Annotated in this window: 24 protein-coding genes and 1 pseudogene; 14 read left to right on the top strand and 11 right to left on the bottom strand. The window is 69.2% G+C overall.

The window, feature by feature from the left end; translation table 11 throughout:
• Window positions 1-51 precede the first annotated feature (51 nt).
• From OHB23_RS20130 to OHB23_RS20120, 3 genes are all read left to right on the top strand, one after another.
• The gene (locus OHB23_RS20130) at window positions 52-1,506 is read left to right on the top strand and encodes an NCS2 family permease (RefSeq protein WP_027504226.1); all 1,455 of its coding nucleotides are present in this window, start codon (window positions 52-54) and stop codon (window positions 1,504-1,506) included.
• 62 nt (window positions 1,507-1,568) lie between these two features.
• On the top strand, window positions 1,569-1,997 hold the full coding sequence (locus tag OHB23_RS20125; protein WP_056447507.1) for a MarR family winged helix-turn-helix transcriptional regulator: 429 nt from the start codon (window positions 1,569-1,571) through the stop codon (window positions 1,995-1,997).
• Window positions 1,998-2,101: 104 nt separating this feature from the next.
• Window positions 2,102-3,343 carry an MFS transporter gene (locus OHB23_RS20120; protein WP_222629158.1) on the top strand — a complete coding sequence of 414 codons (1,242 nt, stop codon included), beginning with the start codon at window positions 2,102-2,104 and terminating at the stop codon, window positions 3,341-3,343.
• Here OHB23_RS20120 and OHB23_RS20115 read toward each other — a convergent pair.
• Window positions 3,340-4,554, bottom strand: a complete 1,215-nt coding sequence (locus OHB23_RS20115) for a GNAT family N-acetyltransferase (protein WP_328810251.1) — start codon at window positions 4,552-4,554, stop codon at window positions 3,340-3,342. The two genes, OHB23_RS20120 and OHB23_RS20115, sit on opposite strands and share 4 nt — an antisense overlap.
• 62 nt (window positions 4,555-4,616) lie before the next feature.
• Here OHB23_RS20115 and OHB23_RS20110 point away from each other — a divergent pair, with 62 nt between their 5' ends.
• Window positions 4,617-5,420: a TrmH family RNA methyltransferase gene (locus OHB23_RS20110; protein WP_027504223.1), complete on the top strand. Its 804-nt coding sequence runs from the start codon at window positions 4,617-4,619 to the stop codon at window positions 5,418-5,420.
• A complete protein-coding gene (locus tag OHB23_RS20105; protein ID WP_328810250.1) occupies window positions 5,417-5,692 on the top strand; it encodes a DUF2537 domain-containing protein in 276 nt (91 codons plus the stop codon). The genes OHB23_RS20110 and OHB23_RS20105 overlap by 4 nt, the downstream gene beginning before the upstream one ends.
• Here OHB23_RS20105 and OHB23_RS20100 read toward each other — a convergent pair.
• The 5 genes from OHB23_RS20100 to OHB23_RS20080 form a co-directional block, all read right to left on the bottom strand.
• The gene (locus OHB23_RS20100; RefSeq protein ID WP_056446855.1) at window positions 5,689-6,405 is read right to left on the bottom strand and encodes a DUF6928 family protein; all 717 of its coding nucleotides are present in this window, start codon (window positions 6,403-6,405) and stop codon (window positions 5,689-5,691) included. The genes OHB23_RS20105 and OHB23_RS20100 overlap by 4 nt on opposite strands.
• An 82-nt stretch (window positions 6,406-6,487) precedes the next feature.
• Entirely contained in the window at window positions 6,488-7,348 is an 861-nt protein-coding gene (sepH, locus tag OHB23_RS20095) for a septation protein SepH (RefSeq protein ID WP_222640911.1), read from the bottom strand.
• A gap of 127 nt (window positions 7,349-7,475) precedes the next feature.
• Complete coding sequence (gene serC / locus OHB23_RS20090) at window positions 7,476-8,597, bottom strand: phosphoserine transaminase (RefSeq protein WP_328810249.1); 1,122 nt, start codon at window positions 8,595-8,597, stop codon at window positions 7,476-7,478.
• 198 nt (window positions 8,598-8,795) lie between these two features.
• On the bottom strand, window positions 8,796-9,746 hold the full coding sequence (locus OHB23_RS20085) for a hypothetical protein (RefSeq protein WP_328810248.1): 951 nt from the start codon (window positions 9,744-9,746) through the stop codon (window positions 8,796-8,798).
• A 194-nt stretch (window positions 9,747-9,940) separates the two neighbouring features.
• Entirely contained in the window at window positions 9,941-11,062 is a 1,122-nt protein-coding gene (locus OHB23_RS20080; protein WP_027504219.1) for a citrate synthase 2, read from the bottom strand.
• Window positions 11,063-11,205: 143 nt separating this feature from the next.
• Here OHB23_RS20080 and pdxH point away from each other — a divergent pair, with 143 nt between their 5' ends.
• The gene (pdxH, locus tag OHB23_RS20075; protein ID WP_328811679.1) at window positions 11,206-11,817 is read left to right on the top strand and encodes a pyridoxamine 5'-phosphate oxidase; all 612 of its coding nucleotides are present in this window, start codon (window positions 11,206-11,208) and stop codon (window positions 11,815-11,817) included.
• Window positions 11,814-13,069 (top strand): annotated as a pseudogene (locus OHB23_RS20070) (MFS transporter). The gene pdxH and the pseudogene OHB23_RS20070 overlap by 4 nt, the downstream one beginning before the upstream one ends.
• On the opposite strand, the gene OHB23_RS20065 reads toward OHB23_RS20070, so the two are convergent.
• On the bottom strand, window positions 13,060-13,977 hold the full coding sequence (locus tag OHB23_RS20065) for an NAD-dependent epimerase/dehydratase family protein (protein ID WP_328810247.1): 918 nt from the start codon (window positions 13,975-13,977) through the stop codon (window positions 13,060-13,062). The pseudogene OHB23_RS20070 and the gene OHB23_RS20065 sit on opposite strands and share 10 nt — an antisense overlap.
• A 98-nt stretch (window positions 13,978-14,075) precedes the next feature.
• On the opposite strand from OHB23_RS20065, the gene OHB23_RS20060 reads away from it, so the two are divergent.
• Window positions 14,076-14,774, top strand: a complete 699-nt coding sequence (locus tag OHB23_RS20060; protein WP_328810246.1) for a TetR/AcrR family transcriptional regulator — start codon at window positions 14,076-14,078, stop codon at window positions 14,772-14,774.
• On the opposite strand, the gene OHB23_RS20055 is transcribed toward OHB23_RS20060, so the two are convergent.
• Window positions 14,761-15,507, bottom strand: coding sequence for a CPBP family intramembrane glutamic endopeptidase (locus tag OHB23_RS20055; RefSeq protein ID WP_285187886.1), 747 nt, complete (start codon window positions 15,505-15,507; stop codon window positions 14,761-14,763). The genes OHB23_RS20060 and OHB23_RS20055 overlap by 14 nt on opposite strands.
• Window positions 15,508-15,560: 53 nt before the next feature.
• On the opposite strand from OHB23_RS20055, the gene OHB23_RS20050 reads away from it, so the two are divergent.
• Genes OHB23_RS20050 through OHB23_RS20040 form a run of 3 tightly spaced genes read left to right on the top strand, consistent with a single transcriptional unit; the run spans window position 15,561 to window position 18,818 of the window.
• Entirely contained in the window at window positions 15,561-16,535 is a 975-nt protein-coding gene (locus tag OHB23_RS20050) for an aldose 1-epimerase family protein (protein WP_056446870.1), read from the top strand.
• Window positions 16,532-17,458 carry a carbohydrate kinase family protein gene (locus OHB23_RS20045; protein ID WP_328810245.1) on the top strand — a complete coding sequence of 309 codons (927 nt, stop codon included), beginning with the start codon at window positions 16,532-16,534 and terminating at the stop codon, window positions 17,456-17,458. The genes OHB23_RS20050 and OHB23_RS20045 overlap by 4 nt, the downstream gene beginning before the upstream one ends.
• A gap of 52 nt (window positions 17,459-17,510) precedes the next feature.
• Entirely contained in the window at window positions 17,511-18,818 is a 1,308-nt protein-coding gene (locus OHB23_RS20040; protein WP_037183979.1) for a citrate synthase, read from the top strand.
• A 36-nt stretch (window positions 18,819-18,854) separates the two neighbouring features.
• Here OHB23_RS20040 and OHB23_RS20035 read toward each other — a convergent pair whose 3' ends face one another.
• Window positions 18,855-19,652, bottom strand: a complete 798-nt coding sequence (locus tag OHB23_RS20035; RefSeq protein ID WP_027504210.1) for a carbon-nitrogen hydrolase family protein — start codon at window positions 19,650-19,652, stop codon at window positions 18,855-18,857.
• Between the two features lie 59 nt (window positions 19,653-19,711).
• Here OHB23_RS20035 and OHB23_RS20030 point away from each other — a divergent pair, with 59 nt between their 5' ends.
• The gene (locus OHB23_RS20030) at window positions 19,712-20,353 is read left to right on the top strand and encodes a GntR family transcriptional regulator (protein WP_027504209.1); all 642 of its coding nucleotides are present in this window, start codon (window positions 19,712-19,714) and stop codon (window positions 20,351-20,353) included.
• On the opposite strand, the gene OHB23_RS20025 is transcribed toward OHB23_RS20030, so the two are convergent.
• Window positions 20,350-20,856 carry an MFS transporter gene (locus OHB23_RS20025; RefSeq protein WP_328810244.1) on the bottom strand — a complete coding sequence of 169 codons (507 nt, stop codon included), beginning with the start codon at window positions 20,854-20,856 and terminating at the stop codon, window positions 20,350-20,352. The two genes, OHB23_RS20030 and OHB23_RS20025, sit on opposite strands and share 4 nt — an antisense overlap.
• Window positions 20,853-21,713: an MFS transporter gene (locus OHB23_RS20020; protein WP_328810243.1), complete on the bottom strand. Its 861-nt coding sequence runs from the start codon at window positions 21,711-21,713 to the stop codon at window positions 20,853-20,855. Before OHB23_RS20020 ends, OHB23_RS20025 begins: the two co-directional genes overlap by 4 nt.
• 101 nt (window positions 21,714-21,814) lie before the next feature.
• Between OHB23_RS20020 and OHB23_RS20015 the strand changes: the two genes are divergently transcribed.
• Window positions 21,815-22,501, top strand: a complete 687-nt coding sequence (locus OHB23_RS20015) for a DUF2848 domain-containing protein (protein ID WP_056447514.1) — start codon at window positions 21,815-21,817, stop codon at window positions 22,499-22,501.
• A 70-nt stretch (window positions 22,502-22,571) separates the two neighbouring features.
• Window positions 22,572-22,928 (top strand): FKBP-type peptidyl-prolyl cis-trans isomerase, encoded by a 357-nt coding sequence (locus tag OHB23_RS20010; protein ID WP_027504206.1) that lies wholly within the window; start codon window positions 22,572-22,574, stop codon window positions 22,926-22,928.
• Window positions 22,929-22,938 lie beyond the last annotated feature (10 nt).

The following is a 22,938-nucleotide window of genomic DNA, read 5'->3' as shown; positions in this document are numbered from 1 at the left end:
GCGCCGACGCTACCCGCGCCCCTCACCGGGTCATGGCCTAGTCTCCACTTCATGTCTCGCGCGACGTCTCTCCTCGACTCGTACTTCAAGATCACCGATCGCGGATCGACCATGTCCGCCGAGGTGCGGGGAGGCGTCGTCACGTTCGTCGCCATGGCCTACATCGTGGTGCTGAATCCGCTGATCCTCGGCAGCTTCTCGCCCGACGACGCGGCGGCCAAGACCGACGTGCTGGGCGACATCCTCCCGGTGCCCCAGGTCGCCGCCGTCACGGCGCTCGTGGCCGGCGTCATGAGCATCCTCTTCGGTGTCATCGCCAATTACCCGTTCGCCATCGCGGCGGGACTCGGCATCAACACGCTGCTCGCCGTCACCATCGCCCCGCAGGTCACCTGGGCCGAGGCCATGGGGCTGGTCGTCATCGACGGCATCATCATCGTGGTGTTGGCGCTCACCGGATTCCGCACCGCCGTGTTCGAGGCCATCCCGAGCGAACTCAAGGCCGCCATCGCGGCGGGCATCGGCGCCTTCATCGCGCTCATCGGTCTCGTCGACGCAGGCTTCGTGCGTCGTGTGCCGGACATCGCCGGCACCACCGTTCCGGTCGGCCTGGGCATCGACGGGTCCATCGCGTCGTGGCCGACGGTGACCTTCGTCTTCGGTCTGCTTCTCATGGGCATCCTCGTGGCGCGAAAGGTGCGGGGCGGGTTGCTGATCGGCATCGTCGTCACCACCGTGGTGGCCGCGATCATCGAGGCGATCACCGACACCGGTGCCTCCGCGGGAGTGAACCCGAAGGGCTGGAACCTCAGCGTGCCGGCGCTGCCCGACGTCGTCGTCGACCTCCCCGACCTGTCACTCGTGGGAAACGTCGATCTGTTCGGCGCCTTCACCCGCATCGGCGTCCTGGCGGCCAGCCTGCTGGTGTTCACGCTGGTGCTGGCCAACTTCTTCGACGCCATGGGCACCATGACCGGGCTCGGCAAGGAGGCCGGGCTCGCGAGCAAGGACGGCACGCTGCCGGGCGTCGGCAAGGCGCTCGTCGTCGAGGGTGTCGGCGCGGTCGCGGGCGGCGCAGGTTCGGCGTCGTCGAACACGGTCTTCGTCGAGTCGGCGTCGGGAATCGCCGAGGGTGCGCGCACCGGCCTCGCCAACGTGGTGACGGGCGTGCTGTTCCTCGCCGCGATGTTCCTGACACCGCTGTACTCGGTGGTCCCCATCGAGGCGGCCGCACCGGCCCTCGTCGTGGTGGGGGCGTTGATGATCGGGCAGGTCGCCGACATCGACTTCACCAAATTCCATGTGGCGCTGCCCGCGTTCCTCACCATCGTGGTCATGCCGTTCACCTACTCCATCGCGAACGGCATCGGCGTCGGATTCATCACCTGGGTCGTCCTCGCCGTCGGTCGCGGCAAGATCCGCAGCGTCCACCCACTTCTCGGCATCGTGGCCCTGCTCTTCGTCGCGTACTTCGCCCTCGGGCCCATCACGGACGCGCTCACGTAGTCGGCGCAGATCCGCTGCTCGCGCGGGTCGTTCAGCACCCGCACGTGCCGTATCCTGTGGCGATGCCTCAGGAACTGCGTGCGTTGGCCGGCGACCTCTCCCTCGCTGTCGTCCGTATGACGCGGCACCTGCGAGGCCGCCGCACCAGCCAGGTGACGCTCACGCAGCTCTCCGCTCTCGCGACCCTCGCACGCGAAGGCGCGATGACTCCGGGCACCCTGGCAGCGCGCGAGCGCGTACAGCCGCCGTCCATGACGCGCGTCGTCGCGTCCCTGGGCGATCTCGGGTACGTGGACCGGATGCCCCACCCCACCGACGGCCGTCAGATCATCGTGTCGCTGTCCGACGCGGGCCGTCAGGTCATCGAGGACGAGGTCAACGCCCGCGAGGCGTGGTTGACCGAACAGTTGCGCGGGCTCGACGCGGACCAGCTCGTGGCGATGCGTACCGCGGTCGACATCATGTCGGCCATCGTCAACGAGTCGGAGTGACGCTCCCCGCCTGACCTCGGGCCGAGGTCTCCGCCACCGGAGTAGATTGGTACTTCGTGCAACTACTTCATCGGCGGACGGACGGGTCCGCGGCCCGGCCCTCTCTGTTCGACGCGTTGCACTCGCGCAACTACAGACTGTGGGCGTCGGGTCAGATCGTCTCGCTCATCGGCACCTGGATGCAGCGCATCGCCCAGGACTGGCTGGTTCTCGAACTGTCCGGGGGCAACGGGCTCGCCGTCGGCATCGTCATGGCACTGCAGTTCGGTCCCACGCTGGTGCTGTCCGTGTGGGGCGGGGTGCTCGCGGATCGGTACGACAAGAGACGTCTCCTCATGGCCACTCAGGCCGCTGCCGCCGTGTTCGGGCTCGTTCTCGGGCTGCTCGACGTCGGCGGTGTCGTGGCGCTGTGGCACGTCTACGTCCTGGCGCTGCTCCTCGGCTGTTCGTCGGCGATCGACGCGCCCGTCCGGCAGTCGTTCACCATCGAGATGGTCGGTCCCGCACGGCTTCCCAACGCCATCGGCCTCAACTCGATGACGTTCAACCTCGCCCGCATCGTCGGCCCCGCGATCGCCGGCGTGGGCATCACGCTGGTCGGCACCGGCTGGGTCTTTCTCGTCAACGCAGCCTCGTTCGCCGCGGTGTTCGGCGCCCTCGCCGCCATGCGGCCCGCCGAACTGTTCACCGTCGAGCGTGCACCGCGTCGGAAAGGGCAGGTGCGGGAGGGATTCCGCTACGTCGCGGGGCGGCCGGATCTCTGCGTGCTCCTGGCGACCGTGTTCGTCGTGTCGACGTTCGGCATCAACTTCCCGCTGAGCCTGTCGGTGATCGCGCGCAACACCTTCGACAAGGGTGCGGACGCGTACGGATTCCTGTCCACGGTGCTCGCGGTGGGCACCTTGATCGGCGCGACTCTCGCCGCCCGGAGACGCGGCACCCCCGGGATCCGTCTCTTCGTGCTGTCCGCGGTGGTGTTCGGCATCTTCGAGACTCTGGCCGGAGTGATGCCCGCGTTCTGGGCCGTCGCAGTCATGCTGATCCCGGCCGGCGCAGTCCAGCTCACGTTCAGCACCATCGCGATGAACATCCTGCAGGCGTCGGTCCCGTCGGACATGCGCGGCCGGGTCATGGGCATCTACATGCTGTTCTTCCTCGGCGGAACCCCGCTGGGCAGCCCGTTGCTCGGCTGGGTGGCCGACGTCGTCGATCCTCGCGCACCGCTGGTGCTCGGCGGGATCGTCTCCCTGATCGCGGGCCTGGGCGCGGCGCTGGTCGTGCGCCGCACCCATGTCGCCGACATCGCGATGCCCGACGTCGGGGTCGACGAACCCCGACCCGCCTAGAAGAACCAGCCGATCTGGGGCTGGCTCGGGGTGCCGAAAGCCAGATCGAACTCGTGCAACGCCTTCTGCGACGTCGACGCCACTCGGCCGGCGGCCGCGAACTGGCGAGCGCGGTGCGCGCCGAGGTAGAGGCTGCCGAGGACGGACGAGGACACCGTCACGTCGGGGTCGTCGTCACTGCGGGTGACCTCGGCGTGCCCGTCGCGGGTGACGAAGCGATAGGCGCCGCCGGCATGCAGGAACGGATCCTCCACGCCGATCACGAGTTCGGTGTCGATGGCGTACGTCCGCGCCGACAGCGCGGCCGGGACGTCCATCAACCGCACCCACAGGCCGTCCTTGACGCCGGTGACCTGCGGAACACGACGATCGGTCAGCAGTGTCAGCAGCGGATCCCCGACGGGAAGCGTCACCTCGATCGTCTCCACGAGATCGATGCCGCACATCACCTGCCAGAGATCGGAGCGTGCCTCGTCCGTCGCGGCGATGATGTCGACGATGCGCGCCTCCTGCGCCCCCGCTGTCCCGACGCGGTAGCCGCGGCGGAACGCGATGTATCCGTCGGGGTGGACGATGAAGAAGAGCTTGGAGAAACCACCGCGGGAGTTCTTGCGATCGGCGAAGAAGCGATGCCACCGGGTCTGGGGCATCGGCTGGGCGCCGGCGGTCTGTCGCTGCCACCGTCCGTAGATCTCCGGCAGCAGTTCACGAGCCTCCGCGGACGTCACCAGACGGGCGCCCCGCGGCGGCGGCAGATCCTTGCGGAACGCGGTGAAGCGCCGGTCGATGGTGTAGTTGACACCCTGCGTGGCGGCGCCGTACCCGAACCGTTCGTAGATGGTCGCCTCGCTCGCCGTGAGCACCGACAGGGGCTTCCCCGCCTCCTCGAAGCGCTCGTGCTGCGCGGTGAACATCCGGCGCAGGATGCCGCGTCGGCGATGCGTGGGAGCGACCGACACCCACGACACCCCCGTCGCGGGCAGGGTGCGGCCACCGGGGACGGTGACGTCCATCGGGAAGTGCATCGTGACACCGACCGGCAGGTCACCGTCGCACGCCAGGAAGATCTCGGACGAGGCCGTGAGGATCTTGGTCTCCTCCATGTCCTCGCTGTTCTGGTGCTCACCGAAAGCGTGGGCGTCGAGGAGCGCGATGGCGTCCCAGTCGTCCTCGGTGGCGGTACGGATGGTGATCGTGTCGTCGGTAGTCATCGCAGACGACCTTATCGGCCGCGCCGATGCACCGCCGGAACACGTCCTGAGAAGATGGGTCCGTGGTACACGTCGTCGACATCACCGACCCAGCCGATCCTCGCCTCGACGACTTCCGGGACCTCAACTCCTCGGACCGTCGTCCCGACCTGCCCGAGGGCAAGGGGCTGGTGATCGCGGAGGGTGTTCTGGTGGTCCAGCGCCTCGTCGCGTCACGTTTCGAGCCCCTCTCGCTGCTGGGCGTCGAGCGGCGGCTCGGTGAGCTCGCGGACGATCTCGTGGACGTCGACGTGCCGTTCTACCGCACCACGGCGGACGTCATGGCGGAGGCCGTCGGGTTCCACCTCAACCGCGGGGTGCTCGCGGCCGCCCGGCGCCCCGCACCGCTGGACCTCGCGGACGTCGTCGCCGACGCGCGGACGGTGGCGATTCTCGAAGGCGTCAACGACCACGAGAACCTCGGCTCGATGTTCCGCAATGCCGCCGGCCTCGGTGCCGACGCCGTCCTCTTCGGCGGCGCCTGCGCCGACCCGCTGTACCGACGGTCGGTGCGTGTCTCGATGGGCCACGTGCTGCGCGTGCCGTTCGCCACGGTCCCCGACTGGCCGCGCGGGCTGTCCGTGCTGCGCGACAACGGGTTCCAGCTCGTCTCGCTGACTCCGAATCCCACCGCCGTTCCGCTGGCCGAGGCGATGACGGGGGAGAAGGTCGCGCTCCTGCTCGGCGCCGAGGGGCCCGGACTCACCGAACACGCGATGCGCGCCACCGACGTCCGGGCGCGGATCCCGATGGCACCGGGCACCGACTCGCTCAACGTCGCCACCGCGGCCGCCATGGCGTTCTACGAGCGGGTGCGCACGGGATGAGGGATCCGGACGAACCGACACCGTGGGGCCCGGGAATCGCGTGTGCCGTCGCCGTGGCACTCGTCACCGCCGCCGCGGTGATCACGCTGGGCCTCACCCTGCTCCGGGTCAGCAGCCTCTTCGCTGTCCTGGTGATGGCCGTGATGGTGGGCGGCGCTGCGCCGTCGGTCGCCCGCCGGCGTGCAGATCCGGTGTGGCGCTTCATCGTTCCGGGCATCGCCGCCGGCGCGGCCGTGGGTGTGCTGGCGTTCGCCGTCGACGCGTCGGTCTAGCGGCGCCGGAACAGGCCGCGCTTGCGCTGCGGCTCCGGAGTCTCCGGTCGCGGCGGTTCGGGCGGAGGGGTCGCCGCCGGATCGCGCATCGCGAAGTCGCACAACAGCACCGACCCGGGGTCGGTGTCCCCGTCGCGGGCACCGCCGATCATGCGGACGCCGAGCCAGTGGGCGCTCGCCGCGTCGGCGAACTCCTGGGGGTGGAACGGCAGCGCCTGGGGATCGGGAAACTTCTCGCCGTCGAACTGCAGCGGATGGTCGCCCGACCAGAAGGGCCGTTCCCACGGGAAGGGAAGACCCTCGTCTTCGTGGATGTAGGTGGGGCCGGCGCTGAACGAGCGCTTCAGGGTGCCGGAGTCCCATTGCGCGAAGGCGCCCCACGCGTGCTCGCGTTCGGAGGCGACGAGAAAGGTGTGCGTGGACGGCAGCAACGACGTCCACGACTCCTCGAGAGTCGACGGGCGCACCGCGGCGGGCTCGGACGCGCAGACGACGGTGATGCCCGGGTAGCAGCCGACCAGCACGCGGTTCGGCTCCGACGCCACGGCGAACGCCGTCAGGGGAGCCATGCCGACGAGGGTGGGCTCGAGACCGGGGTGGAGCTTCCGTGCGACGGCCGCGGCCGCATCGGTGTCGGACTGCACTCCGGACCGCAGTACCGCGATCGGATCAGGTGCGTCGACGAACCACAACGCTGCTGTTCCCAGCCCCACCGGGCGCCCCCTTGTCGTCGTCCGGTCTCAGACGGTCACTTTTTCGGCCGTGAAGATCGCTCTGCCGTGAACACTGCTCGGCTCAGCGGCCGTTGCTGCGCACTCCCAGCAAGACATCCTCCCACGACGGCATGGCGGGCTTTCCCCGTTTGTCCTTCGCGTTCGCATGGCCCGGCGCCGGCTTGGGTTGCGTCGGTTCGGGCTCGGGCTCGGCCTGCACTGCGGGTGTCTCCGCGGGTTCGGGCTGCTCCGCCGTGGTCTCCGTGTCCGAGTCCGCGTCGACCCCGTAGTAGTCGTCGAGGGTCTGCTGCGACGGCGAGTCCTCCTCGGCGGCGACGACGGGGGCCAGCCCTCGGAGCTGGCGGCCGAAGTCGGGGTCGATCAGCTCGGACGCCGCGTCGTCGAGGGGCGTGACACTGCCGCCGTGGGCATCCGGCTGGAAACGCCAGTGCGCGGTGTTGGTGGTGCGTCCCGCGGGCCACGTCAGCTGAGCGATCCAGTGATTGTCCTCGTCGCGCCACGCGTCCCACTCGGCCTGGTCCATCGAATGCCCGCGGCCGCGGAACGCGAGTCCCACGATCTCCACGAGGGTGAGCACGGCGGGCCCGTCGGCACGCAGGGGGTGGCCCAGCTGGGCGAGTTCGGCAGCGCGGGAGCGTTCCAGCAGAACGGGGTGCGCGTAGCGCTCCACCTTGCTCGCCGGCATACCCGACTCCTTGGCCACCTGCTCGATGGAGGCGCCGGACCGGATGCGCGCCTGGATCTCGCGCGGTCGCATCAGAGAATCCATCTCGATCTCGATCTGTCCGAGTCGCGCGGCGTCACCACGGGCGGCGGCACGCAACTTCTCGTCGGCCGGCAGACGGAACTTCTCACCGGAGGAATCGGCACAGACGATGTGCTTGCCGTCCGACGCCAGGCCGATCACGTGGATCTCTCGCACGATCACTCCTTTGCGTCGCGACGGCCCCTGCCCCTCGGCTGCTCGCTGTCCGAGCACGGGGCCGGGTTCGGTGCCACCCCCGACTGTAATGCACCACAGTGCAGCAGTCGGGGGGACACGCACGCTCTCACGCCAGGTGTTCGACCACGTGATCGATGCAGGCGGTCAGGGCGGTGACGTCGTCGGGCTCGACGGCCGGGAACATGCCGACGCGCAGCTGGTTGCGGCCGAGCTTGCGGTAGGGCTCCGTGTCGACGATACCGTTGGCGCGCAACGTCTTCGCGACGGCTGCAGCGTCGACCTTCTCGTCGAAGTCGATGGTGCCGACCACCTGCGAGCGATGCTTCGGGTCGACGACGAACGGCGTCGCAAACTCCGACTTCTCGGCCCAGTCGTACAGCCGCGACGAGGAGTCGGCGGTCCGTGACGTCGCCCAGTCCAGGCCGCCCTTGCCGTTCAACCACTCGATCTGGTCTGCGAACAGGAGCAGCGTCGCCACCGCGGGGGTGTTGTACGTCTGGTTCTTGGTGCTGTTGTCGATGGCGATGGGCAGCGACAGGAAGTCGGGGACCCAGCGCTTGCTCGCCGCGATCTCGTCGACGCGGGCCAGTGCCGCGGGGCTCATCAGCGCGACCCAGAGGCCACCGTCCGCAGCGAAGTTCTTCTGGGGAGCGAAGTAGTAGACATCCGAATCGGCCACGTTCACGGGCAGGCCGCCGGCGCCGGAGGTCGCATCGATCGCGATGAGGGCGCTCGTGGAGCCCGCCGGGCGCGACACGGGAATGGCCACACCGGTCGAGGTCTCGTTGTGCGCCCACCCGATCAGGTCGACCGACGGGTCCGACGTGGGCTCCGGAGCACTGCCCGGCTCCGCGGAGACGACGATCGGGTCACCGATGAACGGGTTGGCCTTGGCCACCGAGGCGAACTTCGAGCTGAACTCACCGTTGGTGAGGTGCAGCGACTTCTCCTTGATCAGGCCGAACGCCGCGGCGTCCCAGAACGCGGTGGTGCCGCCGTTGCCCAGCACGACCTCGTAGCCCTCGGGGATCGAGAACAGCTCGCGCAGACCGTCGCGCACCCGACCCACCACGTCCTTCACCGGCTTCTGGCGGTGGCTGGTGCCGAACACCGACGCGCCCACGTCCACCAGGGACTGGAGCTGCTCGGGCCGGACCTTCGACGGACCGCACCCGAAGCGTCCGTCGCCGGGCTTGAGGTCGGAAGGAATGGTCAGGTTCTCGGCCATACGGGGTTCGCGTCCTTAGTTTCGGTGTGGGCGGTACCGGCGAGATCAGGGTAGTGCAGCCGTGACAGGGGTCGTGCACCCCGCTGGGCGTCTCGGTGCTGGTTGCCCGGTGCTGGTGGGCCGGCGGGCGCACCGCGCGGTGCCCTGCGCAGGATGCGGCGTGCGCTCGTCGACGGGCGCTGCGCGTGGAGGGCGCGGTCACCCCACCCGAGTGGTGCGCGGCCGTGCGCCCCCGGACCCTGCGGCCAACACCCGACACAGTTCGCGGCCGAGTTGCGGCGACGTCAGATCAGCCCACGTCCAGCGCACCACCGTCCATCCGTGTGCGCGGAGCAGGTCCTCGCGACGCTTCTCCCGCACCAGGACGTCGGCGGGTGACTCGCCGGGGCGTGCGAGAGCCGAGTACTTCGAGACACCGTCGAACTCGCCGATCACACCCTCGTCCTCCCACAAGAAATCGGGGCGGAAGGTGGTGCGGCGGTCCGAGAGCATCAGCGTGACCTGCAGTTCCGGGCACGGAACGCCGAGATGGTGCAGATACACGCGGCTCCGCGACTCCCCGACGCTCTCGCTTCGCCCGTCCAGGAAGCCGAGTACACACTCGGCGGCGGTGCGTCTGCGATGGGACGGCGTACGGCTCAGCGACTCGCGCACCGACTCCGGCGTCACGAGATGTCGGTTCAGTGCGGAGTCACCGGCGCAGACCGCATCCTCGAACGGGAGGGTCCGCGCGAGGTCGGCGACGGTGCGCGCAGCGGACGTGCAGCGCAGGCCGTCGATGACGTCGACGTCCCGCTCGGTCAGACCGTCGGCATGCACGTGGCGATGCCGACCGACGTGGCCACCCGACGATCGCGGAATCCCGAGATGCACCCGTTCCGGGACTCGCCACAACGACATCCCGTGCACCAAGGCTGCGGAACCGTGTGCGGCGGCCGCCGCGGGGGCGCTCGCCAGCAGCGTCGCGCGCACCTCGAGCAGGTGCCGGCCGGTGGCGTCGAGCGATTCGAGGACCGCAGCCGGAACGTAGATGCCGCGCCGGACGACGGCGATCTCGCGACGCGCCAGTGCAGCCTTGATCTCGGCGTCGGTGGCGCCGCGTGCCAGTGCGTCACGACGGCTGAGCAGGTGTTCCCCGTAGAAGTTCACGGCCGCAGTGTGCGCACGAGTCGGTCGCCCGCGCTGCGGCCGTCCACAGTCGGGCGTCATCCCCGGGTTCGAGCGCCCGCCCCTTGCCCCGCGCGCACCGCTCGGCTACGCGCGCAGGACGAGAAATGCGCGAAACACCGTGCGGTGCGCGCGGCGGAAACCCGGGCACCCAGCAACTGGGCACCCCACCTACCTCACGCGATGGTGCCCCACCCCTCGACGCTCTCGGGGGAGCGCGGTGCGGGGCCGGTGTAGATGGCGGCGGGACGCACGAGCTTGCCGAGGCGTTTCTGTTCGAGGATGTGGGCGCACCAGCCGGCGGTGCGGCCGCAGGTGAACATGGCGGGCATCATGTGCGCGGGTACTTCGGCGAAGTCGAGGATGACGGCGGCCCAGAATTCGACGTTGGTCTCGATGGCGCGGTCGGGGCGGCGTTCGCGCAGTTCAGCGAGTGCGGCCTGTTCGAGGGCGGCGGCGACCTCGAAGCGGGGTGCGTTCAGGCGCTGCGCGGTGGCGCGGAGGACGCGGGCGCGGGGGTCCTCGGCGCGGTAGACGCGGTGCCCGAAGCCCATGAGCTTCTCTTTCCGGTCGAGGATGCCCTTGACCAGTGCCCGTGCGTCGTCGGACTTCTCGACCTCCTCGATCATGGGGAGCACGCGGGCGGGGGCGCCGCCGTGGAGCGGTCCGGACATGGCGCCGATGGCTCCGGAGAGGGCGGCGGCGACGTCGGCTCCGGTGGAGGCGATGACGCGGGCGGTGAAGGTGGAGGCGTTCATGCCGTGCTCGGCGGCGGAGACCCAGTAGGCGTCGATGGCCTCGGTGTGGGCGGGATCGGGGTCGCCCTTCCACCGAGTCATGAATCGTTCTGTGACGGTGGAGCACTGGTCGATTCGCGTCTGCGGCACGGCCGGCTGGTAGATGCCCCGCGCGGACTGGGCGACGTAGGACAGCGCCATGACGGAGGCGCGGGCGAGGTGTTCGCGGGCGGTGTCGTCGTCGATGTCGAGGAGCGGCTCGTACCCCCAGATCGGTGCGAGCATCGCGAGTCCGGCTTGGACGTCGACGCGGACGTCGCCGGTGTGGATGGGGAGGGGGAAGGGTTCGGCGGGCGGCAGTCCGGGGCCGAAGCGTCCGTCGACGAGCAGTGCCCACACGTTGCCGAAGGTGACGCCCTTGCCGACGAGGTCCTCGATGTCGACGCCGCGGTAGCGCAGTGCGCCGCCGTCCTTGTCGGGTTCGGCGATGTCGGTGGTGAAGGCGACGACGCCCTCGAGTCCGGCGACGAAGCCCTCCGGTACCACTGTTTCCTGGGCCATGAAGATCCCTCGTTCTCCTGTGTCCGCGGACCCCGCTTTCGTGCGTGGACCTGCACCTCACCGCACCCTAGTGGGTAGCGCGGGCCGCACCGTACTCCGGGAGTAGCGTCTGCGCGGTGAGCGAGAACATCGACCTGGCGGATATGCGGGTGGCGTATGGCGGGGACGACGATCTCGAGGAGAGCGACCTCGCCGGCGGCTGGCTCGCGCTCGCCCGTGTGTGGTTGCAGCAGGCGATCGACGCGCGTCTGCCTGAGCCGAATGCCATCACACTCGCGACGGTGGACGCGGACGGCCGACCGGCGACGCGCACGGTGCTGTGCAAGGAGTTGTCGGAGTCGGGCGTCGTCTTCTACACCAACTACGGATCCGCGAAGGCCCGCCATCTCGAGTCGACGCCCTTCGCGTCCGCGACGTTCCCGTGGATCGGCATCCAGCGCCAGCTCACGGTGCGCGGACCGGTCACGCGGGTGAGCGCCGACGAGACGGCTGCCTACTGGGCCACCCGGCCGCGGGGGTCGCAGCTCGGTGCGTGGGCGTCGCAGCAGTCGAGCCCCATCGGATCGCGTCAGGACCTGGAACGGCACCTCGCCGACGTGACCGACAGGTTCGAGAACCAGGATGTGCCGGTGCCCCCGAACTGGGGCGGCCTCCGCATCGCGCCCGAGTCCGTGGAGTTCTGGCAGGGCCGGAACAACCGTCTGCACAACAGGCTGGTGGTCACGGCGTCCGGCGTCGAGCGTCTGCAACCGTGAGACTTCTCGCCGACACCACTCCTCTCCAGAACCCCGACTATCGACGACTGTGGGCGTCGGGCGTCGTCACGGTCATCGGTGCCCAGCTCTCGGTCGTCGCTGTGCCGCAACAGATCTTCCAGATCACGTCGAGCTCGGCGTACGTGGGGCTCGCGGGTGCGTTCGCGTTGGTTCCGCTGGTCGTGTTCGGGCTGTGGGGCGGGGCGTTGGCCGACGTGATGGACCGGCGCACCCTGCTGATGATCACCACGGTGGGGATCGGCGCGACGTCGTTCATGCTGTGGCTGCAGGCGCACCTGGGGCTGAACAACGTGTGGATCGTGCTGGTGTTGCTCGGCGTGCAGCAGGGCTTCTTCGCGGTGAACCAACCCACGCGCAGCGCCATCATCCCGCGCCTGATTCCGGTGCGGCAGTTGCCCGCTGCCAACTCACTCAACATGACGGTGTTCAACTTCGGTGCCATCGCGGGCCCGATGCTGGCCGGTGCGTTGATTCCGGCGTTCGGGCTGCCGACGCTGTACCTGCTCGACACCATTGCGCTGTCGGTGACCCTGTGGGCAGTCGCGCGACTGCCGAAGATTCCGCCGACGGGGGAGTCGCGACGCGCGGGTCTGCGCGAGGTGTTCCAGGGGTTCGCCTACCTGGCGACGCAGAAGGTGCTGCTCGCCTCGTTCGTCGTCGACATCATCGCGATGGTGTTCGGGATGCCGCGCGCCCTGTTCCCCGAGGTGGCCACCGAGACGTTCGGTGACCCGGCCGAGGGTGGACTCGTCCTCGGTCTGCTGTTCGCGTCCCTGTCGGCGGGCGCGGTGCTGGGCGGAATCTTCTCGGGGTGGTTGCCGCGCGTGCAGCGTCAGGGTGTCGCGGTGATCGCGTGCATCGTGGTGTGGGGCGGCGCGATGATCGGGTTCGGCGTCTCCGTGGCGCTCGCGACGGTCGGGGAGCGCGGGTGGGCGCTGTACCTGGCGCTGGGCTTCCTGGCGATCGGCGGCGGCGCCGACATGATCTCCGCCGCGTTCCGGAGTTCGATGCTGCAGTCCGTGGCCACCGACGACATGCGTGGCAGGTTGCAGGGAGTCTTCATCGTGGTGGTCGCGGGCGGCCCGCGGGTGGGCGACGTCCTGCACGGCGCGGCCGCCTTCATGGTGGGTACCGCGGCCGCGGCGGCGGGGTGCTGGTCATCGTCGGCGTGATGATCGCGGCCCTCGCCATCCCGGCCTTCGTCAAGTACCGCGTCACGGCTCACACCTGAGCGGTGCGGCGGCACACCTCCGCCCAGGGAGTGGGCTCGATGCCCAGCATCTGCTGTGACCGCGTCGAGTCGAGGACGTAGGGCGCGGTGCGCTGGTAGGACAGCTGGTTCAGCTCCCGCAGCATCGGTACGGCGAGACCCGCAGCCCGCGTGATCACGCGGGGTACGACGCGTACGGGCACCGGGGGTCTGCCCACGGCCGCGAGTGTGTCGGTGATCGCCTGCCGCAGTGTCACAGCGGGATTGGTCGGCGCATGCCACACCTGACCCCATGATTCGGGAGTGTCGACGGCGGCGATCAGTGCCCGCGCCTCGTCGAGGACGTCGGTGAACGAGTGCGGCACGTCGGCCGCATCGATCGCCCACACTGCCTTGCCGTCGAGCGCAGCGGGGAGGAGGCGCGTGACGTGGCCGTTCGCGCCCACTCCCGTTCCCACGTAGTCGGATCCGCGTACCTCGACGGCGCGCAGAGAACCGGCGCGGTGAGCGTCGGCGAGATCCGCCCACATCTGGGCCCGCAGCACACCCTTGTGGTCGGTAGCCGCGTCGGGCATTCCTTCGCGCATGACACCGTCGGCGACGGGCCCGTACGGGTAGAGGTTGCCCGTGACGGCCAGGACGGCACCTGTCCGTTCGGCGGCGCTGCGCAGCGACCGCGCCAGCGGCGGCCACATTTGCTGCCACTGCGTGTAATCGCCGGGGTTGGCGCAGTTGTACAGCGCACGGGCGCCTTCGGTGAGCGCGCTGAGAGCGTCGGCGTCGGAGGCATCCGCGGCGGCGGCCGTGACACCCGGGACGGCGGTGCCGCGGCGGGAGACGAGGATGACCTCGGAGCCGCGGTCGGCGAGAAGGCGGGCGACATGGGAACCGACGGGGCCGGCCCCGACGACGACGTGACGATCGGACATGGGAAACACCTTCCGTAGTGGAGAGCACCGCTCTCGACACAACTATGAGAGCACCGCTCTCGAAAGTCAAGAGCGGTGCTCTCGGTTACTGTGGGCGCATGCCCACGCCCCGCGAAGCCGCACGCACGGAGACGATGGCAGCGATCCTGAGCGCCGCACGGACGCAGCTCGCCGAGGTCGGTCCCGCGTCGCTGTCGCTGCGGGCGGTGGCGCGGGAGATCGGCATGGTGTCCTCGGCCGTCTACCGCTACGTGGCGAGCCGGGACGACCTGCTCACCGCGTTGATCGTGCAGTGCTACGACGAGCTGGGTGCGGCCCTCGAGGATGCGGATCCGCAGGGTGGGAAGCCTGTCGACCGCTGGGTCGCGGTGTGTGACGCACTGCGATCGTGGGCCGCGGCGCACCCGCACGAGTACGCGCTGCTGTACGGCTCGCCCGTGCCCGGCTATCGAGCGCCGCAGACGACCGTCGGTCCGGCCACGCGCCCGACTCTCGTGGTGGTGAGCATCGTCGTCGATGCGCATCGGTCCGCACCGCCGGTCCGTATCGAGCACGACATCTATTCACCGGCGCGCGACTTCGTCGTGGAGCACTATCGCCAGGCCACCGGTGAGGACGTCGGCGGCGTGATGACGACCGACCTGGTGGCCCGCACGTTGTCGGCGTGGATCACGGTCTTCGGCGCGGTGTCGTTCGAGCGTTTCGGCCATCTGGTCGGCGTCACCGAGGACACCGGCGCGTTCTACGCCGACATCGTGCGGAATCTCGCCGCGACGCTCGACCTCAGTGGAAGGTGACGTGCCACACCGCCAGTGCGGCCAACGCGCCGGCGCCGTTGAGTGCCCAGTGCAGACCGATGGGAGCGAGGATGCTCCCGCCGCGATGGCGCAGCCAGGTGAAGACGAAGCCGGCGACGGTGGTCCCGGCGACCGCGCCGCACACCCCGATGATCTGGCCGAACAGTCCGGTTCCCAGCACGGCGGAGAACCCGTCGTTGCCCACTGTCAGGCCGAGTGACGACGCCACGTGCCACAGTCCGAACAACAGCGAGCCGATGACGGCGACCGCGCGAATGCCGAAGCGCCGCGACAACTTCGCGTGCAGGACGCCGCGGAACGCGAGCTCCTCGGGAATGACGGTCTGGAGCGGGATGATGACGAGGGCCGCGAACAGCGTGGCGCCGACGTTGACGCCGTACCGCTCGTTGAGGAAGGCGCTCTGGGTGAGGGGGATCGAGGCAGCGATGGCCACCACCACCAGCGTGAGTCCGGCCGCAGCGGCGCCGTGACGGGCTCCGCGCCCGATGTTGCTCAGCCCGAGGTCGCTCCACTGGACGCCGCGCGCACGAGCGAAGGCGAGCAGGATCAGGGCGCCGACCGGCACGGCGGCGACCGCGATGGGAGTGGGCGCGAAGTGTGCGGTCAGGTTGAAGACCACGAGGGCGGCGACGACCACGACGATGTCGACGAGGGTCCTGTCGAACCAACGGCGGGATGTCACCGGTTCGGTGGCGACGACGACTGTGGACACCCGATCCACCGTACAGAGAACGGCGCGTCACATCAGGGCGGTAGCGTGCTGCCATGGTCGACGACGCGCCATCCGCCCTGTCCCATTCGCTGCGCCACGGTGCGTACAGAGCCGACGTCGCCGCCACCGGTGCGGGACTACGTGCCCTCGAGCACTCCGGCCGCCGGTTGACCGAGACGTGGGACGCGGGCAGGCCGGAGGCCGGTCGGGATCGGGTCGCCGTCAAGCCGCCGTTGTCGGCGGGGCTGGTGTTGGCACCGTGGCCCAACCGCACGCGCGACGGCCGATTCACGTTCGACGGTGAGACACATCAGCTCGAGATCACCGAACCGGCCCGGAACAACGCGAGTCACGGACTCGTCCGTCGACGGGAATGGGACGTCGCGGAGCGGTCCGACTCGTCGATCACCCACACCATCGACATCGGTGGCGAGCAGGGATGGCCCTTCGCGCTGCGGCTGACAGCTCGGCACAGCCTCGGTGACGACGGTCTGACCGTGACCCACACGGCGACGAACGTCGGGGATCGCACGGCGCCGTTCGGCATGGGCGTCCACTCGTTCGTCCGCGCAGGCGATGCGCCCCTGGACGAGTGCACGCTCCGACTCTCGGCGGGTGTGCGTCTCCCGCTCGACGGCGAGCGCAACCTGCCCAGCGGCGGCCCCGTGCCCGTGCAGGACACGGACCTCGACTTCGCTGCGGCGCGGAGCCTCGCCGGAGTCTGGCTCGACACCCCGTTCAGTGCCCTCGTCCCGGACGCGGACGGCATCGCACGGCAGTACCTGACGCCGCCGGACAGCGCAGCCACCGTGCTGTGGACCGACGCGAACTTCCCGTGGGTGCAGGTGTTCACGGCGGATCCGGCGCACGATCAGGCCTACCCGGACCGCGGCCGCGCCCTGGCGATCGAACCGATGACGTGCCCACCGGACGCGCTGAACTCAGGGGTGGGGCTGATCGTGCTGGAGCCGGGGGAGACCTGGACCGGGAGCTGGGGCATCCGGGCGGACGACGGGAGCGCCTCGTGACGATCCTCGTGTGCGGCGAGGCGCTGGTCGATCTGGTGCCGGATCGCCGGGGCGGTGGTCCCGCGTTGACGCCGAAGCTGGGCGGCGGCCCGTTCAACGTCGCCGTCGCGCTCGGCCGCCTCGGTGCGGACGTGCAGTTCCTCTCCCGCATCTCCCGCGACCCGTTCGGCCGCGACCTGGTGGCGTGGCTGGAGGCGTCGAAGGTGGGACTCGACCTGCTGCAGCGTGGGCCGGAGCTGACCACGCTCGCCCTGACCGTGCTCGACGCGCACGGCGCCGCCGAGTACTCGTTCTATGCCGACGGCACCGCGGACCGACTCGTCGAGGCGCCCGCGACCATCCCCGAGTCGGTGACCGCGGCGTCGTTCGGCACGTTGTCGCTGCTCTACGAGCCGGGCGCGAGCGTGTACGCGGCGCTGCTCGCGAGGGTGCACGACGCCGGGGTCCTGACGATGCTCGATCCGAACATCCGCCCGGCCGCGATGACGGACGGCGACGGTTACCGCGCCCGGTTCCGTACCTGGCTTCCGTCGATCGACATCCTCAAGGTGTCGGTCGAGGACGCGGGATGGCTGGGGGAGGGGCCGCAGGGCACCACCGTCCGAGACTGGTTGGACGCGGGCGTGACGGCCGTCGTCGTCACGCGCGGCGGGGACGGACTGTCGGTGGTCACCACGGCCGGCGAGACAGCCGTTCCCGGTGTGTCGGTGCAGGTCGCGGACACCATCGGTGCGGGCGACACCGTCCACGGAGCGATGCTCCACCACCTGACGGAGCACGGCGTGCGCTCGTCGGCGGACCTTCTGCGACTCGATTCACACGCCTGGACGGCGGCTCTCACGTTCGCCGCGAAGGCAGCCGCCATCACCGTGTCACGACCGGGGGCGGACCCTCCCTGGGCGGACGAGGTCGGCGACGACTAGTTTTATCGAGACACCACAAGTTCCGTTACACCGAGCTCGAGAGGGACCCTTCGTGCCCGCTGAGAATGCCGACAACGCCGCCACCGCCAAGCTGATCTATCCCGGCGGCGAACACGAGATGACCATTGCGAGAGCGACCGAAGGCAACGACGGTATCGAGCTGGGCAAACTGCTCGCGAACACCGGGTACACGACGCTGGACGGTGGGTTCGTCAACACGGCCTCCACCAAGTCCGCCATCACGTACATCGACGGTGCCGAGGGCATCCTGCGCTACCGCGGATACCCGATCGACCAGCTCGCCGAGAAGTCGTCGTTCCTCGAGGTCAGCTACCTGCTGATCTACGGGGAGCTGCCCACCACCGTCGAGTTGGAGAACTTCACCGACCGCATCCGTCGGCACACCCTGCTGCACGAGGACCTCAAGCGCTTCTTCGACGGCTTCCCGCGCAATGCGCACCCGATGCCCGTCGTCTCGTCCGCGGTCAACGCGCTGTCCGCGTACTACCAGGACTCGCTCGACCCGAACGATCCCGAGCAGGTCGAGCTCTCGACGATCCGTCTGCTGGCCAAGCTGCCGACCATCGCCGCGTACGCGTACAAGAAGTCGGTGGGCCAGCCGTTCCTGTACCCGGACAACTCGAAGAGCTACGTCGAGAACTTCCTGCGCATGACCTTCGGTTTCCCGGCCGAGCCCTACGAGGCCGATCCCGAGATGGTCAAGGCGCTCGACATGCTGCTCATCCTGCATGCCGATCACGAGCAGAACTGCTCGACGTCGACGGTGCGCCTGGTCGGCTCGTCCGACGCCAACCTCTTCACGTCCATCTCCGGCGGCATCAACGCACTGTGGGGTCCGCTGCACGGCGGCGCCAACCAGGCCGTCCTCGAGATGCTCTACCGCATCCAGAGCGAGGGCGGCGACAGCGCCGACTTCCTGAAGCGGGTCAAGAACAAGGAGGACGGTGTCAAGCTCATGGGCTTCGGACACCGTGTCTACAAGAACTACGACCCGCGCGCGGCCATCGTGCGCAAGACGGCGCACTCGATCCTCGAGAAGCTCGGCACCAACGACGAGCTGCTCGACATCGCGATGAAACTCGAAGAGGTCGCCCTGTCCGACGACTACTTCGTCGAGCGCAAGCTGTACCCGAACGTCGACTTCTACACGGGTCTCATCTACCGCGCCATGGGCTTCCCCGAGCGCATGTTCACGGTGCTGTTCGCGCTCGGCCGCCTGCCCGGGTGGATCGCGCACTGGCAGGAGATGCACCAGGACCCGAACGCCAAGATCGGCCGCCCCCGTCAGATCTACACGGGCTACACCGAGCGCGGCTACGAGGGCATCGACGGCCGCTGATCGGCCCGCCCCTCGCGACACCCCCGACGCGGTGCGTCAGAACTTCCGGTTGGCCAACACCGGCAAGTTCTGGCGCACCGCGTCGATCTCGTTCGGGTCGATGTCGAGCGTGAGCAGACCGGGCGCCGCGCCGAGCTGGTCGAGCACGTGGCCGGTGGGGGACACCACCATCGAGTTGCCGACGCCCACGGGTGCCGAGCCGGAGATCTCGATACCCGACTCGGCGGGGTCCGCCTGCCCGCAGGCCGCGAGGAACGTCGTCGAGTCCAGTGCGCGGGCGCGGGCGAGCAGTGTCCACTGATCCACCTTGCCGGGGCCGCGGCCCCACGACGCGGCGACGACGGTGAGCAGGGCGCCGCGGTCCGCGAGGGTCTGGAAGAGGCCGGGGAAGCGAATGTCGTAGCACGTCGCGAAGCCGACACCCACGCCGTCGATGTCGACGACCACCGGCTCGGTTCCCGGTGCGACGGTGTCGGACTCGGCGAAACCGAACGCGTCGAACAGGTGGATCTTGTCGTACGACGCCTCGACGCCCCCGCCGGTGATCAGCAGGGTGTTGCGCACCCGCTCGTCACCGCCGACGGCCGGGGTGAACATGCCGGCCGCGACGGTGATGCCCGCGTCGTCGGCGATCTCGCGCACCGCGGTGGCCCAGGGGCCGTCGAGCGGCTCGGCGACGTCGGCGATCGATCCGCCGAATCGGCGCATCGTTGCCTCGGGAAGGACGCACAGCCGGGCGCCCGCGTCCACGGCGTCACGGACCGACGAGCGCACCAGGTCGAGGTTCTCGTTCGGATCGCGGGACGCGGTGATCTGGGCGAGGCTGATTCTCATGCGGTGCTCCTGACGTCGGCGTGCGGGGTGTCGAGGGTCGTGACTGGTATACACACAGTATGCAAGAACAGTCCGGTCGCGAGCGTGCCTATGTCTATCTCCGCGACCGCGTGCTGTCCGAACCGGCGTTCACGGGCACGTTCCTGAACGAGGGCGAGCTGGCGTCGCAGATCGGGGTGTCGCGCACCCCGGTCCGAGAAGCGTTGCTGCTGTTGGTGTCCGAGGGTCTCATTGAGATGGTGCGCGGCCGGGGCGCGTACGTGCCGCCGATGTCCGGGCGCCAGATCGGTGAACTGATGGACCTGCGCGGCGTGCTCGAACGGCACGCCGCGGAGAAGGCGATCGACGCTGGGAACGTACCCATCGCGGCGATGACGGCCACTCTGGAGTCGCAGGAGGCACTGGCTGCCGGTGCCGCCGAGGATCACGCTCGAACCTTCATCGACCTCGACGGGACGTTCCACCAGGAACTGATCGACTCCGCAGGCAGCGAGTTGCTGTCCCGGACGTACGCCGGGCTGCGGGCGCGGCAGTTGCGTGCCGGGTTGTCCGCGCTGTTCGGCGCTCCCGACCGCAAGCGCCAGGTGTGCACCGAGCATCGCGCGATCGTCGACGCGTTGGCCTCGGGGGATCTGGCCGCGGCGTCCGCGCAGATCGATGCACACCTGGACGTCACCATGCGAATCCTGCTGCGCGGCTAGCTCTCCCGCGCCGAGAGCTGCTCGGCGCCGAGGTTCTGCGCGACGTAGCTCTCCTCCTCCGCAGGATCGGGACCACGGCCGAGTGCCAGGCCGAGGACGGTGAGCACACCCATCGCCATGATGTAGACGAAGACGGGCACCCAGCTGTCGGTGCGGTCGAGCAGGAACGTGAACATGAGCGGAGCGATCGCGCCGCCGAAGACGCCGGCGATCGTGTACGCCAGCGAGGCACCGGTGGAGCGCAGGCGCAGCGAGAACTGCTCCGTCACGAACGCGGCCTGCGGCCCGTACATGAACGAGTGGAACGTCAGTCCGACGACGGCGCCCAGGACGAGCATGCCGAACGAGCTGCCGCCGATGAGGAGGAAGAAGACGGCCACCCACACGACGCCGCCCACGGCGGCGACGGCGTAGAGCAGTCGCCGGTTCACGATGTCGGACAGTGCGCCCGCCAGTGGAATGGTGGCCAGCTGGAACGCCGAGCCGATGAGGATGGCCGTCACAGCACCTCGCTGCGCACGAAGCCGAGCTTCTGCACGCCGTAGGTGATGGAGAAGACGGTGAAGAGGGCGTAGATGACGTCGGGTGCGATGCGCGAGAGGATCGCGGCGATCAGGGGGCGGCTCTGCTCGCGGAAGACCTCGGCGATCGGTGCCTCGGGTCGGTCGCCGCTCTCCTGCAGCGCCTTGAACACCGGGGTGTCCTCCAGCTCGAGGCGGATCCACAGCCCGAAGCCGACCAGCACGGCCGACAGCAGGAACGCCACGCGCCAGCCCCACGACTCGAACTGTTCCTCGGTGAGGGCGAAGGTGAGGGCCGCGAGAGCGCCGTTGGCCATCAGGTTGCCGGCGGGCGGGCCGATCTGCGCCGCGGACGACCAGAATCCACGCTTGCGCGGATTGCCGTACTCGCTCGAGAGCAGGACGGCACCGCCCCACTCGCCACCGACGGCGACGCCCTGTGCGAAGCGCAACGCCACCAGGATGATCGGCGCCGCGACGCCGATGGTCGCGTAGCCCGGCAGCAGTCCGATGAGGAACGTCGTGACGCCGATGAGCAACAACGTGATGACGAGCAACTGTTTGCGTCCGATGACGTCGCCGAGGCGGCCGAAGACGAACCCGCCGATCGGCCGCGCGACGTATCCCACGGCGTAGGTCGAGAACGCGAGCAGCGTTCCCGTCAACGGGTCGCTCTCCGGGAAGAAGATGATGGGGAAGATCAGTGCGGCCGACGCGGAGTAGACCGCGAAGTCGTACCACTCCAGTGCCGTACCGGTGAGGCTGGCAGCGAAAGCCTTGGTCAGCGCAGTCCGGTCGGGACGCACCGCCCCTCGGCCGTCGGGTGTCGTGCCGTCCATGGGATGTCCTTTCGGGTGTCGTGTTTCATATACTTGCTGTATACAAGACGTATGCGCAACCCCTCGAGCGCTCCCGAAACAGAGAAGTAACAGGAGAAATGATGACGACACTGACCTTCGAACTTCCCGACGGTTCCACCGAGTCGGTCACCGTGACCACACTCCTGAACGCCGGGTACGCGGGCCGTGACCAGGCCGAGGTCGCGTCCCACATCGCCGAACTGGCCGAGCTCGGCGTTCCCGCACCGACCACCATTCCGGCGATGTACCCCATTTCGCCCTACCTGGCACAGCAGACCTCCGAGGTGCACGTCCAGCACGGACACACCTCGGGCGAGGCGGAGTGGGCACTGGTGATCACGGGTCCCACCCGCGACGACGTGCTGCTGACCGTCGCGTGCGACCACACCGATCGCGATCTCGAGGTGCACAGCGTCGCGTGGAGCAAGAACGCCTCACCCGACGTGCTCGGCACCGGGGCCTGGCGGCTCGCGGAGGTGGCCGACCGCCTCGACGACATCACGCTGCGCGCCCGGGTCGGAGACGACGAGACCCTCATCCAGGACGGCACTCTGGGCGATCTGCTCTCGCCCGATCACTGGCTCGACGTCCTCACCGAGCGGGGGCTCTTCCGGGCGGGCACGGTGCTGATGTCCGGCACGGTGTCGATGGTTCCGGGGGTGGACCAGTTCGCGAGTGCGTGGAAGGTCGAGCTGCGCGACCCGGCGACCGATCGGACTCTGACCTGCGCTTACCGCACCGTCGCCATGCCGTCCCCGATAGGCTGAGCGCAGTCACGTTACAGTCGATCGGTACAGGACATCGTCGTTCGGTATCAGTCGACTACAGGAGTTCATCGTGACCAAGCCCGAGATCGAGTTCCAGGCCGGCCCCCCTCCTACCGACCTCGTGGTCCAGGACATCACGGTCGGTGACGGCGCGGAAGCCGTTCCCGGCGGCACCGTCGAGGTCCACTACGTGGGCGTCGAGTTCGAGAGCGGCGAGGAGTTCGACTCGTCCTGGAACCGCGGCGAGTCCATCACCTTCCCGCTGCGCGGCCTCATCCAGGGCTGGCAGGACGGCATTCCCGGCATGAAGGTCGGCGGACGCCGTCAGCTCACCATCCCGCCGGAGCTCGCCTACGGCCCCGCAGGCGCCGGACATCGGCTGTCGGGCAAGACGCTCGTCTTCGTCATCGATCTGCTGAACGCCTGACCTCTGCTCC

It is taken from the genome of Rhodococcus sp. NBC_00294, from assembly GCF_036163995.1.
Taxonomy (GTDB): Bacteria; Actinomycetota; Actinomycetes; order Mycobacteriales; family Mycobacteriaceae; genus Rhodococcoides.
Note: the sequence above shows the minus strand (reverse complement) of the source record. Positions and strands in the feature narration are given on the sequence as shown.